The sequence below is a fragment of the Rhizobium sp. 62_C5_N11_2 genome, from assembly GCF_051811185.1.
Taxonomy (GTDB): Bacteria; Pseudomonadota; Alphaproteobacteria; order Rhizobiales; family Rhizobiaceae; genus Rhizobium; species Rhizobium leguminosarum.
In genome coordinates, this window is sequence record NZ_JBPWPW010000004.1 from 183205 (window position 1) to 197940 (window position 14736).

Genomic DNA, 14736 nt, shown 5'->3' on the forward strand with positions numbered 1-14736 from the left:
AGTGAGCTGGGTTTGTCTATGACGCCCCCGACCAGTTGCAGTATTGGTGATAGCCGGGTGTCGCAGCCGACGCGCTGTCGTCGGTGTGCAGACACCCACAATCTCACAACTTAGCTTTTCACTCGCATTTCCGTCTGAACACAATACGTGCCGATTGCGCAATATTCGATCGTTGGTTGGCGTCGATCTTGCTCGATGCTCGAGCGGTTCGTCGACGAGCGACGCCAAGTCTATTTGCATGCGCTTTGCTTGTATCCATTCGGTGGAGACCCCGCCGGATGGATACCTTTGCTTCGACAGTAGGGTCTGTGATTAACTCCCACATTGGGTTCTCCTGCTCAATGCCATGTGGGTATTCGAGCTGCCGGCGCGCATGCTTTTTTCAATTACTAAATCGAAGCCTGTCCTCTCCGCGCCTCTGTTTCATCGCGCGATCCCTTTGTGCCATTCGGCTCGGAAATAGCCTTTCGACATCACGGATCAGGTTCCGCGAAAAGGGGTCGAGTCGCCGAGACGGGAAACGCAGCTAGACAAACCTCGCTGTTCATGGCTGCCGCCCTTCAGAGGTACTATGAGGGCATCGCCTAGGGCAGCCAACACGCGCAGCCGTGATTGGTTGGCCGTGAGCCGAGAGTCTCCACGTGCAGGACAAAAGACCACCATGCCCGCACACGACGTCCCGGAAGGTGTTCATAGCCAATTTGGCGCAATTGTATAATCCTTGCGTGAAGCGATTTCGGTGTTGGCTAGATCTATGTACTTGCGCTCACTGATATATTTGAGTGAACGATAGCAAGCGGGTGAGGTTCGCGTGGACAAAATTGCGCCAAATGAGACCGAAATTCAAACATTGGTGGTTCCAAGCACATCACTTTCCGGGTAAAGAGCTCTGGCGCATTTACCTCAGTCGGAGCAATGTCAGGACCATCATTGAAGCAATGGATTAATGAACTCGGTTTGCAACAAGTCGATGATCCAGGCATAGACAAGCCGGTCTATCGAAAACCTTTTGACGGACGGATTGCACTTAGCGCCGAACTCGAAAACTTGATCAGCATCAGCCTTCGCGAAGCCCGCGATAAGCGAAAACTCCCGCGCTCGAAACTGGCGCCCTTGCTTGGCATCACTAAGCAGGTCTACGGCCGGTACGAAAATGGAGTATCCCGCTTGACCGTGAGCCGACTGATTCATCTGTGTGAGGTTTTGGATGCGACTCCGGAAGAGATTATCGCCCCGGCGGCACCTTATCTTTGGGGCGAAACTGAAACCAAAGCGGTTCTGCTGTTGGCTACTATCGTGAAGTTGCGGACTTTCGATGAAGAGATTTTGCAAGATATTTACAGCTTACTAAGCCGCATAGACGAGACCGGTAGCGATAGCGGCGATGGTGCTGTGAAAGTCGCGTCTACCAGCGCCACTGCAGACGATCGCGAATAAGGTGTAGATCGCTCGCGTCAAGAAACAGAACGTGCGTCCGTCCCTGATGAAGTTCTATCAGAAGCCGCGACCAAACGCTCGCGCCGTTGCTGGTTGCCGAAGCGAGCTTTGCGCAGGCGGTTAGGACTAGCTGCCGACCAATTATCGCCACAGCTCTGCGGGGCATAGGTGGGTAAACGGGGAGGCGCATGTTGGGTCAACTGGTCCAACTCATCCCTGCTCTCGGCCGCTGAAGGGGTTGCGCGGTCGTCTTACGCGGCAAGGAGGAAGGTCACGTCAAAGCCTAAGAAACCCGTATATTCATCATCCAAAGCATCGATGATTTCATTGACACAATTAATTTTACCAATCTCCCATGATGATGCATTAGGAATCTTGATCTCAGACGCGAGTGACGGCGAAACCTTCGACGGTCCGGACTGGCTATAGCGCGAAGAGCCGACATGCAGCGGGGTGACCGCTGCTTCAATCAAACAATGCGTGCTTCAAAATAGCAGCAAGAAATACCAAAGGAGGTCTTTGCATGCGTTCTGAGCTGCGGTGGAAGCTGTGCTGGGAAAACGAGCTGGACATCATCGACCATGTCGATCCTCCCGAGTTCTTTCGCAAAGCTTATGGGCCGACCGGGGTCTTCAATACAAAGCTTTTCAGCGGTAGCCAAAGCTGGGCAAGGCGCGCCGACAACGTGCATTGGCAGGCGACGGGCGTTGACAAAGGCGCACGCGCGGCGATGAAGAGCCAGCGGCCAGCCGTCCTGTGGTTCACCGGACTTTCCGGCTCCGGCAAGTCCACAATCGCCAATGCGCTCGACCGGTTGCTGCATGCCCGCGGTAAGCACACCTACATCCTCGACGGCGACAACGTGCGCCACGGGCTCAATCGCGACCTAGGCTTCAACCAGTCTGATCGCGTCGAGAACATCCGCCGCGTCGCCGAGGTCGCTAAGCTGATGGCCGATGCCGGGCTGATCGTGCTCGTATCCTTGATCTCGCCGTTCCGCGGCGAACGCCGGATGGCTCGCGAACTGATGGAGGAGGGGGAGTTCATCGAAATCTTCGTCGACACGCCGCTCGAAGAATGCGCGCGGCGCGATCCGAAGGGGCTTTATCGGAAGGCGTTCGCTGGCAAGATAGCCAATTTCACCGGCGTTTCCTCACCGTACGAGATCCCTGAGAGCCCTGAGAGCCCTGAGTTGCATCTCGAAACGGTTGGCCACGACCCTGCGGCGTTGGCGTTTGAGATCGAACAGTTCCTCGAAAGGCGAATGGAGCAAAGTGACGCATGATTGTGAGAGTGCGGAGGCTTAAGCATTGGCGGCTTGAGGCGGCCGCGGCGGTCCTTGGCTATTAACTACGCGGTGGTCGTTGCAGCCCCAGGCGGGCCGCGCCAACGTCCGATGCTATTGTTGGCTTCAGCATGAGACAGCCGATCACGCGCTCACGGCCGGCTTACTGAAACGGAGAAAAGATATGTCTGATGCAAAGCTGCAGGGCGTGCTTTCGGCTCTTTCGCCGGTGGCGAGACAGCTAAATGCGCTACCCTCCAATCAACCGGGGCGAGATGCAAACTGCGTTAAACTAAACACGAATGAGAATCCATTTCCGTTGCCGATGATGGTGATGCAAAGTGCGCTGGCGGCCCTCGAACGGCATTATCTGTATCCCGAAGATGACAATCTGAGTTTGCGCGACGCAGCCGCCAATGCGTATGGCCTCTCCCAGGATCAGGTGATCGCCGGGAATGGCTCGTCTGAGCTGCTCGGGCTCATCTACAGAGCATTCCTAGACCCGGGAGATAGCGTGGCGATGATATCGCCAGGTTTTTCCTTTAACCGCAAACTTGCCATGTTGCAGGGTGCTCGACTTCTCGAAATCGAATGGGGCGAGTCTTATTCTCTGCCGATCGAGCAGCTGCTTCTTGGTCCAGCAAGAGATGCAAAATTCATACTGCTGGCCAATCCGAACAATCCGACCGGAACATTCGTTCCCGTGGACGAAATCGACCGCCTCGTCGCGCAATCTGACCAATTGATAGTGGTGGACGAAGCGTATGTCGACTTTGCGCCCGATGATGCCCTGCGCCTCGTCGATCGCCATTCAAACCTTCTGATATTGAGAACATTTTCGAAAGGCTTTGCAGCCGCTGGAATACGTGTTGGTTTTGGCTTTGGTCATCCTGAGCTTATTGAGAGGCTCCGCAACCTCCAAAATGTCTTCAATATGAACGTAATCGGCCATGCGGTGGGCATTAGTATCCTTTCGCACCGCGCCGACTACCACGAGAACCACAAATATATTAAACATGAAAGACACAGAACGACGACTGCCTTGTCTCAATTGGGCTTTTCTGTGATCCCGTCCCACACAAACTTTTTGCTTGCTCGGGTGCCCCCCGCACAAGATGGCAAATGGTGGCAAGCGTCTTTGGCTAGGCAGAACGTACTTGTAGCCGTCTTTCCCGATTCCGGATTGGAAAATTATATTCGCGTCAGCATCGGCACCAGAACCCAAATGGATGCGTTCCTTTCAGCTGCCAGGGACATCATTTCTGGAAGCATGAAGACGCAGAGCTAGCCGGTTCGAACTATTGCTCACTGCTTGTCACGTGGCAATAAGATCACAAATAGGCGCAACACAGTAAGGCATGCGCAGTCTCGATTCCCTTGATTACGCGTGTTGTTAGCGCACGAGTGGAGCACCCGGTCACAGACGACATGGCCAATTGGACGGCTCTATGTAGATAAGACCACGGCTCCATTGTTTGGATGGGGCGCGGCAGGACGAAAATAGCTATCTCTGGGGCTGCGACCGCGGCTGGAACGGATCTTTGCCGTCCGGCGGGGTGCTCGGCCTGGGCGTAACGGCGAATATGCTGCAGAAATTAAGACGGATTCAACGGCGCGATCCAAGTCGATGCCTACGGGGGCTACTCTCACCTGGTTACGCCAGACCGCATGCGCGGTAATCCGCTGAGGCTCGCTTTCTGGTGGGTTCATGGCGCCAGAAAGCTGATCAAGGCAAAGCCGAAGAAGGGCTCGCCTATCGTCGACGAGGCGTTGCTGCGTATCGCGGCTCTTTACAGGATCGAAGATGGCATCCGCGGTTCTGATCCCAAAATCGTAAGCGTACTCGGAAATGAGCACGTGGGGATACGCCACCACCATCCCCTTGCGTGGATGACTGGAGAGGCGATGGGTCAAACATGGTTGTTAGTGATGGGCCGCTCAATGGCTATTTTTGTCGGGTTTCATCGACTTACGACAAAACTTGGTATGTCCAGCCGTGCACCCAAGCGGTCGAATCGTTGATTAACATCGGCAATTGCTCCGGGATCTAAATTGGCACAGCTCTTGATACTCCTCGAATCAAGTCCAAGAGCAACACACGTGGTCAGAGCAAGTTGTGTAGCCCTTCCGGCAGTAACGCCGGAGTTTCTGCATCGAAAACTCTGTAACGACGGTGACGATGTTTGGAGGCAAAGGATGCGGCGGCAGAGCTACAGAACTTGGGTGAATGCATTCTGTCGAGGCCGCGGAGCCGACAGGTACCTATCCTTTCAGCTTTCTTTTGGTTCCGCTCATGCAATTCCCTAAATCAATCGAAGAAGCGCATGCAGCTGAATTTTACCAATTCCTCGAAAAAACTCAGGGCTTAATTCGATCCCCGAAGCTTTTCGAATTGTTGTGTTCATTTGCTCGGATTCTCGAATTCCCATGGGTCGCCTATCATCGTCAATCGGGCGATGAAATCCTAAAGATGGTCCGCTGCAATCCGCCTGCCGTCAGCTATCCTGATGAGTGGCAGGATCATTATGCCAAGATGGGCTATGACAGAATTGATCCCATCATCAAAAAGAGCCGAAAGCAGGCGGACGCTTTCCGTTGGAGTGAAGCGCACAATGACATGATCAAAACGGAACTGGAACGGCGATTTTTCGAGGAGGCTGCAGCGTTCGGTTTGAGGTCAGGGGTCAGTGTTCCATTGCACGGTCCCGGAGGTAGTTTTGCGATTATGAGCTTTGCTCGGCCCTCGTCCTGCGAGCCCGAGAATAAAATGGTTACATATCTGAAATTTGCGGCTGTGCACTTCCATCTGAGTGTCGCGGATTTTGCGAAGCGGGTTGCGGGAAAATGCCCCGAACTTACTCCAAGAGAAAGAGAGTGTATTCTCTGGGTAGCAAGGGGGAAGTCTTCATGGGATATAGGGCGGATACTTGATATTTCTGAGAATACTGTAAATTTTCACATAAAAAATATAACGCGGAAGTTGGATGTCAGTAGCCGAACGGTCGCGGCTTTGAAAGCAGCAAGCCTTGGAATTATCGAATTGTAGGACCAACTCGGGGTGTGGTCCTGCGTCCGGCCGTTGCGGGGCGGCCATCGGAACCTGTCTTCGGTCATATCGCAACTGCTGATGTTGGACTGGGCACAACGCTGCCGTCCGGCAGTAACGGCAGCCAAACGTGTATCCGGCACGCGCTGAGCCTGTAACCAAGAAACGGTCTATGACGATACTCCCTTTGCAGGTAGGTGCAATGGGTCGCCGTTGTCGGCTAGGATGCCAGCCTACAATTGTAAAGGGTTAGTGAAGGCAGACCGGGAGCGGTTCGACTAGTTCACGACCAGATGAGACTCTGCAAGTTTCTTATGGAGGAAGATCATGCCTCAAGAGAGTAGTTCTAACTCGCTACTGGAATTTGAAACCCTCGAGTCAAATGTGAGGTCATATTCACGATCCTTCCCTGTGGTGTTCAGAAAGGCGGCAGGAGCCATCCTCGAAGACGAGAATGGTTTTGAGTTCATTGATTTTCTTTCCGGCGCGAGTGCCCTTAACTACGGTCACAACGACCCCTACATCCGAAATGCTGCAGTGGAATACCTGCAATCGAATCGGATCGTCCACGCGTTAGACATGGCAACATCAGCGAAACGAGAATTTATCAAAAATTTTGACCATATAATTTTGCGCCCGCGCGGGCTGGCGTACAAATTTCAGTTTACCGGCCCCACGGGTGCCAACGCTGTTGAAGCTGCTTTGAAACTCGCACGTAAGGCAACCGGCCGGCACAACGTAATCTCGTTCACAAACGGCTATCACGGAGGGAGTTTGGGGGCCCTTGCCGTAACCGGCAATCGCTATTTCCGAAATGCAGCAGGTCTTACCCCTGCCGGCGCAGTTTTCATGCCCTACGACGGCTACTGGGGAGCCGACAACGATACGTCCGACTACTTGGATAAGGTGCTTGCTGATAGTAGTAGCGGAGTCGACTTGCCGGCAGCTATTATTCTGGAAACTGTTCAAGGCGAGGGAGGTATCAACCCTGCAAGCACAGACTGGCTGCAGTCAGTTGAGCGGCTCTGCAGAAAGAACGACGTCCTACTGATTGTTGACGACATTCAGGCTGGCTGCGGCCGAACTGGCGAATTTTTCAGTTTTGAGTCTGCGGGTATATCCCCAGACATCGTGCTTTTATCCAAATCCCTCAGCGGTTATGGGTTACCTCTATCGCTTCTGCTGCTCAAATCCGAATTGGACGTTTGGCAGCCAGGTGAACACACTGGGACTTTCAGAGGCAATAACCTTGCACTCGTGACGGCAAGTGCTGCTTTGCAAAAATACTGGACAAATGAAAACTTATCTAAGGGCGTTATCGAAACAGGACGCCAGCTCATGGAGCGCCTTCGGGAAGTTGCTCAAAGCAACCAACGTTCTGAACTTGCCGTGCGGGGAAGAGGCATGATGTTGGGGCTCGACTGCCGTACGGGGAAACTAGCGGAGAAAATCGTCCGCCAAGCCTTCGAACAAGGACTGGTGGTAGAGCGATGCGGCGCGGAAGACCAGGTAATCAAGCTTCTTCCTCCCTTGACTATCGACAGTCAAACTGCCCAACGCGGTTTGGACATCCTGGAGAAGTCGGTGCGGGTGAGCGTTTAAAGACAAACCTTGGTCTCTCGTTTCGGCCGATCAGCGTACAACTTGATTATGGTGGCCGATGCGAGGGCTTATCTTTGGCGATTCCGGCCGCGGTTCTGCCGCGTAGTGGGAATTGTTTAGGTTTTTTTTTGATAACCATCGGTCCTCCGCATGGCATTGAGCGAACAGTAAATCTGCGGTCGTCCCCGATCTTGCCGTCGATCACCTGCGACAGAGCCTCGATCCGCTGCAGAGATCACGCGCGCTCATCGCCACCACGTCAGCAAACCTGGGCAGTATGACATTCGAACTTAGCAGAAACAGAGCACTTTCTATTTGCGGCTACACCCTAGCCGCTACGGAAATTCGAACCGGAAGCCGTGTGGCCTTCCTCACCATCCGTCTTAATGCCAAATGGGACAAGCAGAGCCGCGGCTTCGCCGGTCGGCAGGTCGACAACCGTGATTGCGCTCGCTGCAAGGAAACGCCGCTCGTTTTTGGTAAGGCCTTCCGCATCAAGTACTGCAAAGTGGGGGCCGTGGGAGCGCTTGATGATCTGTCGAGCGTAGATCCGGAGCATTTGATCGTTGAAGCGGCAGCCAATGAAAAGAAAACCGCGATCTGTACGCCGTTCTTTCACCATTTCAGGAATTGGCGTCTGGATATCAATTTCGGTTAGGACTTCCACGTAATCGGAATCGGACACTAGAAAGTTCGAGGCTGGCATAACACTGCCGTGCGGCGCATAGAGGACCGTCTTTGGCGCTGAGACGCGTTCGACGTCTCTCCCGGAGAGATCGTAAGTTTTTGTCCAAATGTCGCCGCCGCCGTTCGCACGCGTGACGCCTTGCATCTCGACGACATCCGTTCGACCGGTCTTCGCGAAAGCCGCACGCATTGTCCCGTCGTACCAGCCGTCGACGATAAGGGAGATCGGCAACGTCGCGAGCCAGTCGTGGAGGGCCGTCGGCGCCACGGGTGCTCCAAATATTTCTGCCATCCAGGTCTGAAGCGTCCGGCGATGCCGTCGCTGTTCAATGAACTGCGCGACTGACCACATATTGCTGCGTATCCTGGAGGGAGCAAGTGTGCGTTTGTTGAGTGCCGCGGAGACGGCTTCCGGGGTGTCCGGTACAGGTGGTTCCGTGGATTGCAGCCGAAGGAGATCCGGACCGAGATAGGGAATGATCCGATCCGCAGCGAGCGCTTCCTGAAGCAGCTTAAGTCTTTTTTCCGCGTCACCGTTGCGAACGATTAGGAGACGGTCCGAGGTCAAGATTGTGTTCATGCTGGTTTCTCTTGTCTGTCGTTGCAGCATCAGTCCTCGTCAGGAATCTTCCTTGCTTGGACGGTGATCGGCAGAGGCGTATCCCGCGATAGCTTGGGCAGGACGAGCCTCCAGCCGTTCCTGAGTGTGACCGTGCCGCCCCACAAGTCATCAGTCTCGACGTCTACGATCGGCTCTTCGAGATCTTTCTTTGGTACGTAAGCCGACAAGCCGGCGCTCGTTCTGCGAATCATTATCTTCATGTCGCTATTCCTTCGTTGGGGGCCCCGCGATTTCAGCAGCGCCGCAAGCAGCGGCGTTGTCTAGGCTCGTCAGTTCACGCGCACGCATGCCGACGATAGTGCCATGTTCGACCCATTCGACGGCATAGATGTAAAACTGCTGGAGAAAGGTGCCGATGTCGCGCACATAGCCTTCGTCGCCCTTCCGCACCAAATTTTCGCCGATGTTTTTGCCAGCATAGGTGCCGTCATTCTTTACGTGAAGTCTGGCCCTCACCCGCTCGCCGGGTATAAATCGTGGAGGCTTGTGGATTTCGACCTCCTGTTCACGTCCAAGGCCCATCGGCGTTCCTCCTTCTGGGAGCTGCAGGATGTCATTGCAGGCGGCTTCTCCGCAGGAGCCCCGACCCATGCTGAAGGTCAAATCGCAGGTGCGGCGGCGACGCAGGTCTTCGGCACGGGACAAACCTCCGCGCATTGCTGCGTTTCAAAGGTGCCCTTGCATTCGGTGCATTTTTCCGCGTCGATAACGTAGATCTCTCCTTTAAACCTGATCGCGCCGGAGGGGCATTCGAACTCGCAGGCACCGCACTGGGTGCATTGGGACGCTATGATCCTGAAGGCCATTTTAAAACTCCTGAAGATGTTGGATTAAGAGCGCTCACGCCGTCGCTGCTTGTGGTTCGACGCCAAACTTGGCGGCGTAGAGGGTGCCGATGGCGGTCTCGATGTAGTCATAGCAATAAGCATCCGTTGCCCGAACCCCGGCCTCCGTGAGCCGATTCTTAGGGCACTCCCCGATCTTGGCGCATAGCACGACGTCAATGCCCTCCAGCGCAGTTATGATGGCGTCGAGGGTGGCTTCCTCGCCCATGCCTCCGAGGCAATACTGTTCAATCCTGCGATGCCCGACGTAGGTGATGCCTCTCGACGAAGCTTCGTATACTTGGAATTCCTTCGCATGGCCGAAGTGCTCGTTGATGCGACCGCCACCCTTTGTCGCGACCGCGACGTGGAGGGACCCGTCGCCGGCTGCTTTGACTGTCTCGATTGCCTCGCTCTTGGCGGTCGCGTGATCGCCGCGTTCGCGCGCGACCACTTCCCGATAGGCCTCGCGCTTATGGGCGTCATAGGTGATCTCTTCTGGAATCGGGTCGAGTGCGAACTCCTGGCCGCGATCATCCCCAAGCAGGCCGACGGCGTCGGCCCTGCACTGCCGACAATGGCGCATCAGCTTTGCGCCGCCTTCGAGACGATCCTGGAGCGCCTTCAATTCGAGCGCCCGCGGGCCGCGCTGTCCGGTCAAGCCGTAGTAGGTGCCATGGGCCGGATCGGAAATAAGCGGCATGACGTTGTGCAGGAACGCCCCCCGCTCCTTGACCCATTTGTTTACCTCGACCAGGTGTTCGTCGTTGACGCCAGGGATCATCACCGAATTGACCTTAGTGAGGATGCCGCGCGCGGTCAGCATCTCCAGGCCCAACATCTGCCGCTCGTGCAGGATTCTGGCGCCTTCGATGCCGGTGTAACGACGGTTGTGGTAAAAGATCCAGGGATAGATCTTTGCGCCGATTTCAGGGTCAACCATGTTGATCGTGATTGTCACATGATCGACATTCATGTCGACAAGTTCGACGACGTGATCCGGCAGCGCAAGCCCGTTGGTGGAGATGCACAGCTTGATGTCGTGGATCTCGCCCGCGACTCGTTCGAACGTTTCCTTTGTCTTCTTCCAGTCGTAACAGGCATCGCCCGGTCCGGCGACACCCAGCACGGAAAGCTGCGGCACTTCGTTGGCGACGGCAATGACCTTGCGCCGCGCTTGGTCTGGCGTCAACTTTTCCGAGACTACCCCAGGCCGGCTTTCGTTGGCGCAGTCATATTTACGGTTGCAATAGTTGCACTGGATATTGCAGGCTGGTGCGACCGCGACATGCATGCGCGCGAAATAATGGTGAGCTTCTTCTGAATAGCAGGGGTGGTTTTTGATCTTCGCCCAGATAGCCTGGTCCATGTCGGCCGGCTTTGTGGACACGCCACATGACGAGGATGTGCAGCCACTCGGTTTCGCGGTCACCAGCAATTGATCCGAGGATGTCGTGCTGGTCACACTCTCAAGCGAAATCATCGGTGCGGACATTGAATGCTCCGTTGCTAGTTGACGTCGCGTTTCAAAACGCAAAAGCCATGCCATCCCAAGCATTGGATTTCGCTTCAATAATTTGCTTATTGTTGTTCGATTCCGACCGTGTTCTGACACAGATTTGTCGAGCTTTCGACAGTCGACAAAGGAGTTGGCCGAAGCCATAAAACCAGGCATTGAAAATGCGAGAAGGTCCAAACGTCACTTGGACGCTTAAAGCTTTTTCACCTCGATGCGATGCTGGCGTAAAGCATAGCCGACCTGACGTGGCGTAAGGCCGAGGATACGAGCCGCCTTGGCCTGAACCCACCCGGCCTTTTCCATCGCCTCGATCAGCCGGTCCCGTTGCGTGAGGCGCGAGTCCATTGCGGGACAACCGGAACCGTTCGGATCACAGGCCTTGACGGAAGACACCTCGTCCGACGCACCGACGTTCCCGCTCGAGCGCGGCGATGCAGCCGGCATCACATTGCTCCGGGCACGCCCATCGATGGTATTGCCGCTGGGCGACCCGTCGGTTCCTTTCCAGAGGAGCGACGAAAGGCACTGACTGTTCTTGCAGGCAAAATCAGACGAAACGATCGAGCTTGAACGTGCAAGGGTAGCAGTCCTTCGCACGCAGTTTTCGAGTTCCCGGACGTTGCCTGGGAAATAGCATTGCGACATCACCTCGATCGCCGACGGCGAAAACGTAAGCTCGCTTTCGTTCTCCTTGTTGAATCGGTCAAGAAGAGCTTTCGCAAGGCGTGGAATATCGCCGGGTCGCTCTCGAAGCGGCGGCAGGACAATTGGAACTACGCTGATGCGGTAATACAGGTCGGCCCTGAATTCCGCGTTTGCAACAGCCATTTCGAGGTTTTTATTCGTGGCGCATATGAGCCGGACGTCGACCGCAAGCGTCTTGGTCCCGCCCACTCGCTCCAGCTCGCCTTCCTGCAGGACGCGCAGCAGCTTGGCTTGAAAGGCGGGCGAAATCTCGCCAATCTCGTCAAGCAGAAGCGTTCCGCCATTTGCCAGTTCGAAGCGTCCGGCACGCTGCGCGATGGCCCCGGTGAAAGCGCCCTTTTCATGCCCAAACAACTCCGATTCCAGGACGCCTTCAGGCAGCGCGGCGCAGTTCAATTTGACGAACGGCTTGTTTCTACGAGGGGAAAGCTCATGGATCGCCTGAGCAAAAAATTCCTTGCCGGTGCCGCTTTCGCCCCGCAGAAGCACGGTGGAATTCGTCCTTGCCACCACCGAGACTGTTTCAACCACCTGCTGGAGAGCCGGGCTATCCCCGACAATCCCGTCGATTTTGACGGGTGGATGTCGGCCCGGGGCGCCCCTTTGCGTGTTGATCGGCTTCTCCGGTCTCTCTTGTTCGCCGATAAGTCGCCGACTCTCCAGGTTCAGGAAGCGATGAAGCCGGATCGTCCGGCTGACCAGATTGGCGACCATGGTCAGAAAGCGAACGTCCTCGTCGGCGGGGAAGGGGGCGGCGTCGTTCCTGACGCGATCGACCGATATTGTGCCAATTATTTTGTTATCGGCTTTTACCGGAACGCCAACAAAAGAAATCGGGACGGTGCCGCTGCTCCAAGGCGGTTGCGGATCAGCCTGAAACAATTCGGACTTGCCAACATCCTTTACAATAAAGGGCATACCGGTTGTCACGATATGGTCGATTACGGCCTTCGGTATAACGCCTCGAGCGGCTGATTGAGAGGGTGGGGGGATGTCGCCAGTTGCGGCAATCTCGGGATGACCTCCAGCGTCCAGAACAACGATTGCTCCCTGTCGAATCTGCAGAAAGGAAGAGAGGACGTTCACGACGTTGGCAAGCGTGATCTCTAGCCGGGCGGGGGCAGTTAGGACCTTTGATATCTCGTAGATTCCGCTGCCCGCTTGGCGCATGGGTCCAGCAGGTAGCGCAGATAGGGGCTCCACTCCATCGACCGATCGCGCGGGCATGTGGGTCATTATATAGCCTCGGGTTGTCTAATTTTCTTATAACCCTTGCTTGCATGTATTTATAGTAATTTCTAATGCCAATCCGCAACGCGCACCTCTGCAAGTTTCCGATGCGCCTGTCTGCAAACCCAGTTGGTTCTGAGTCGTTGAGTTGCAAACCTTTATCCGAACTTGAAGAGAACGCCGAAACCGCCTCTCGGATAGTTCCACTCGATATCTCCACTTGCCTCACAGAGTACGCGGCACGTGCCGCACTCCATGCACCCGTCGGCGATAACCTCCACTTGGCCCTGGTCATTCAATTCGTAGCACTTGGCCGGACAGACACCTGTCAGGGCATACAGATTTACGCTCGGCCACTCGTGTGGACGCACCCTAATATGCGGACGTCCGGCATCGACCACATATCGATTTTGGTAAAGCTTGTCCTCTACGCGTATGTTCGTCACTGCAACCGTCATCTCATCTTTCCTTTATCGCCACGCGCGCGCCAAGCGGACCGCATCACCAAACAGCCCCCAGCGCGAGCGTGCCTTGATGAAGGTGGCCGTGGTCGCCCGTTCCTTGTCGATCTTCGGGGTGCCGTCCACTCGCACAAAGTTCTGTGCGGCCTGCGACAGCAATTTTGGATAAGTCGTGAAGAAATTGCGGGAATTGGTGTGCAGCAGGGCAGGCATGTCCTTGTACTTCCGCAAGTCTTTGATGACGAATGAATTTTCAAGCATCGACTTGTAAAGGGAGAGGTGCTCCTTGACCATCGGCTTCTTGCGGTTCTTGATCTGGACGATTGCTTCGCCGGCGATGCGCCCCGACGTCATGGCGAGGTTGGACCCCTCGCGGTGCACCGCATTATTAAGCTGTGCCGCGTCGCCGACGACGACCCAGCCGTCACCAAAAAGCTGCGGAATTGCCTTGTAACCACCTTCTGGAATGAGATGAGCCGCATATTCCTTGACTTCCGATCCTGCGATCAGCGGCTTGACCGAGGGATGGGTTTTGAATTTTTCGAGCAGGTCATAAGGACTTTCCATTGTTGCCGCGAATTCGGAGACAAGGCAGCCAATCCCGATCGAGATCGATTCTTTGTTGGTGTAGAGGAAGGCAAGCCCGGCCATGTTGCGAGAGATCGTGCCAACTGCCTCGATGACGCAGCCTTCATTGGCCTTGAGGCCGAACCGCTGGTCAATCACCTCTTCGGCCAGGAAATGCATTTCCTTGACGGCGAGCGCGACAGTTTCCGGCTTTGGCGTGTCACGCAATCCAGCCCGCGTGCCGAGCAGTCCATTGACGCCCTCTGCGAGAACGACCACGTCAGCAAGGATCACGTCGCCGGCGCGGTCGGTGCGAACGCCAATCACCCTGCCCTTTGGATCTCGAACGAGTTCCGTCACGGTCGTCTCGCATAGAAGAGTAGCTCCGGCCTCGCGCACCTTGCGTGAAAACCATTTGTCGAATTGGGCGCGAATGACCGTGTAGCGATTGGGTCTTGACTCGTTGAAGTCGTCCGACCGGTATTGCATACCGATGTGGGATGAGTCGTCCATCATCCAGAAGCGCTGCTCGACCAAGTGCCGCTCCAGTGGCGCATCATCCCGGAAGTCCGGCAGGATTTTCTCCAGCATGTCCGCGTACATGATGGCGCCCTGCACATTCTTGGAGCCCGGATACTCGCCGCGCTCCAATTGCAGCACCTTCATGCCGCGGCTCGACATCGTGTAAGCAGCTGCGTTTCCGGCCATGCCGGCCCCGATAACTATGGCGTCGAAGTTTTCCTCGGTCATG

Annotated in this window: 13 protein-coding genes and 3 pseudogenes; 7 read left to right on the plus strand and 9 right to left on the minus strand. The window is 55.4% G+C overall.

Annotation, left to right across the window (positions count from 1 at the left end; genetic code table 11):
- The first annotated feature begins 930 nt into the window (after positions 1–930).
- Positions 931–1437: a helix-turn-helix domain-containing protein gene (locus tag AB8B31_RS32650; RefSeq protein WP_063856477.1), complete on the plus strand. Its 507-nt coding sequence runs from the start codon at positions 931–933 to the stop codon at positions 1435–1437.
- Positions 1438–1688: 251 nt separating this feature from the next.
- Here the strand turns inward: AB8B31_RS32650 and AB8B31_RS32655 are convergent, their stop codons facing one another.
- Positions 1689–1910, minus strand: a complete 222-nt coding sequence (locus AB8B31_RS32655; RefSeq protein ID WP_143540776.1) for a hypothetical protein — start codon at positions 1908–1910, stop codon at positions 1689–1691.
- Between the two features lie 50 nt (positions 1911–1960).
- Here AB8B31_RS32655 and AB8B31_RS32660 point away from each other — a divergent pair.
- The 6 genes and pseudogenes from AB8B31_RS32660 to ectB all read left to right on the plus strand — a co-directional run.
- Positions 1961–2101: pseudogene (locus AB8B31_RS32660) on the plus strand (adenylyl-sulfate kinase); the annotation flags it as partial.
- A 6-nt stretch (positions 2102–2107) separates the two neighbouring features.
- Positions 2108–2722: pseudogene (cysC, locus tag AB8B31_RS32665) on the plus strand (adenylyl-sulfate kinase); the annotation flags it as partial.
- Between the two features lie 184 nt (positions 2723–2906).
- A complete protein-coding gene (gene hisC / locus AB8B31_RS32670) occupies positions 2907–4010 on the plus strand; it encodes a histidinol-phosphate transaminase (protein WP_088396963.1) in 1104 nt (367 codons plus the stop codon).
- A 153-nt stretch (positions 4011–4163) separates the two neighbouring features.
- Positions 4164–4549 (plus strand): annotated as a pseudogene (locus tag AB8B31_RS32675) (IS66 family transposase); the annotation flags it as partial.
- Positions 4550–4949: 400 nt separating this feature from the next.
- Positions 4950–5768 (plus strand): LuxR family transcriptional regulator, encoded by an 819-nt coding sequence (locus tag AB8B31_RS32680; protein WP_097622039.1) that lies wholly within the window; start codon positions 4950–4952, stop codon positions 5766–5768.
- A 327-nt stretch (positions 5769–6095) separates the two neighbouring features.
- The gene (gene ectB / locus AB8B31_RS32685; protein WP_097622038.1) at positions 6096–7370 is read left to right on the plus strand and encodes a diaminobutyrate--2-oxoglutarate transaminase; all 1275 of its coding nucleotides are present in this window, start codon (positions 6096–6098) and stop codon (positions 7368–7370) included.
- A 328-nt stretch (positions 7371–7698) separates the two neighbouring features.
- On the opposite strand, the gene AB8B31_RS32690 is transcribed toward ectB, so the two are convergent.
- The 8 genes from AB8B31_RS32690 to AB8B31_RS32725 form a co-directional block, all read right to left on the minus strand.
- Positions 7699–8637 carry an SIR2 family NAD-dependent protein deacylase gene (locus AB8B31_RS32690; protein WP_088396960.1) on the minus strand — a complete coding sequence of 313 codons (939 nt, stop codon included), beginning with the start codon at positions 8635–8637 and terminating at the stop codon, positions 7699–7701.
- Positions 8638–8666: 29 nt separating this feature from the next.
- Positions 8667–8879, minus strand: coding sequence for a putative nitrogen fixation protein NifT (gene nifT, locus AB8B31_RS32695; RefSeq protein WP_007636888.1), 213 nt, complete (start codon positions 8877–8879; stop codon positions 8667–8669).
- Between the two features lie 4 nt (positions 8880–8883).
- Entirely contained in the window at positions 8884–9201 is a 318-nt protein-coding gene (locus AB8B31_RS32700; RefSeq protein WP_007636887.1) for a nitrogen fixation protein NifZ, read from the minus strand.
- A 77-nt stretch (positions 9202–9278) separates the two neighbouring features.
- Positions 9279–9485 carry a 4Fe-4S binding protein gene (locus AB8B31_RS32705; RefSeq protein WP_082366400.1) on the minus strand — a complete coding sequence of 69 codons (207 nt, stop codon included), beginning with the start codon at positions 9483–9485 and terminating at the stop codon, positions 9279–9281.
- Between the two features lie 34 nt (positions 9486–9519).
- The gene (nifB, locus tag AB8B31_RS32710; protein WP_097622037.1) at positions 9520–10998 is read right to left on the minus strand and encodes a nitrogenase cofactor biosynthesis protein NifB; all 1479 of its coding nucleotides are present in this window, start codon (positions 10996–10998) and stop codon (positions 9520–9522) included.
- A 216-nt stretch (positions 10999–11214) separates the two neighbouring features.
- The gene (gene nifA, locus AB8B31_RS32715; RefSeq protein WP_097622036.1) at positions 11215–12897 is read right to left on the minus strand and encodes a nif-specific transcriptional activator NifA; all 1683 of its coding nucleotides are present in this window, start codon (positions 12895–12897) and stop codon (positions 11215–11217) included.
- 218 nt (positions 12898–13115) lie between these two features.
- Positions 13116–13415: a ferredoxin family protein gene (locus tag AB8B31_RS32720; protein WP_007636883.1), complete on the minus strand. Its 300-nt coding sequence runs from the start codon at positions 13413–13415 to the stop codon at positions 13116–13118.
- 12 nt (positions 13416–13427) lie between these two features.
- On the minus strand, positions 13428–14735 hold the full coding sequence (locus AB8B31_RS32725; protein ID WP_097622035.1) for an FAD-binding protein: 1308 nt from the start codon (positions 14733–14735) through the stop codon (positions 13428–13430).
- Position 14736 lies beyond the last annotated feature (1 nt).

What these genes read in the sequence shown, in the direction of transcription:
- ectB (WP_097622038.1), top strand. Translation starts at nt 6,096, where the DNA reads ATGCCTCAAGAGAGTAGTTCTAACTCGCTACTGGAATTTGAAACCCTC.
- AB8B31_RS32690 (WP_088396960.1), bottom strand. Translation starts at nt 8,637, where the DNA reads ATGAACACAATCTTGACCTCGGACCGTCTCCTAATCGTTCGCAACGGT.
- AB8B31_RS32705 (WP_082366400.1), bottom strand. Translation starts at nt 9,485, where the DNA reads ATGGCCTTCAGGATCATAGCGTCCCAATGCACCCAGTGCGGTGCCTGC.
- AB8B31_RS32720 (WP_007636883.1), bottom strand. Translation starts at nt 13,415, where the DNA reads ATGACGGTTGCAGTGACGAACATACGCGTAGAGGACAAGCTTTACCAA.
- AB8B31_RS32725 (WP_097622035.1), bottom strand. Translation starts at nt 14,735, where the DNA reads ATGACCGAGGAAAACTTCGACGCCATAGTTATCGGGGCCGGCATGGCC.
- nifA (WP_097622036.1), bottom strand. Translation starts at nt 12,897, where the DNA reads ATGCGCCAAGCGGGCAGCGGAATCTACGAGATATCAAAGGTCCTAACT.
- nifT (WP_007636888.1), bottom strand. Translation starts at nt 8,879, where the DNA reads ATGAAGATAATGATTCGCAGAACGAGCGCCGGCTTGTCGGCTTACGTA.
- AB8B31_RS32680 (WP_097622039.1), top strand. Translation starts at nt 4,950, where the DNA reads ATGCATTCTGTCGAGGCCGCGGAGCCGACAGGTACCTATCCTTTCAGC.
- AB8B31_RS32700 (WP_007636887.1), bottom strand. Translation starts at nt 9,201, where the DNA reads ATGGGCCTTGGACGTGAACAGGAGGTCGAAATCCACAAGCCTCCACGA.
- nifB (WP_097622037.1), bottom strand. Translation starts at nt 10,998, where the DNA reads ATGTCCGCACCGATGATTTCGCTTGAGAGTGTGACCAGCACGACATCC.
- hisC (WP_088396963.1), top strand. Translation starts at nt 2,907, where the DNA reads ATGTCTGATGCAAAGCTGCAGGGCGTGCTTTCGGCTCTTTCGCCGGTG.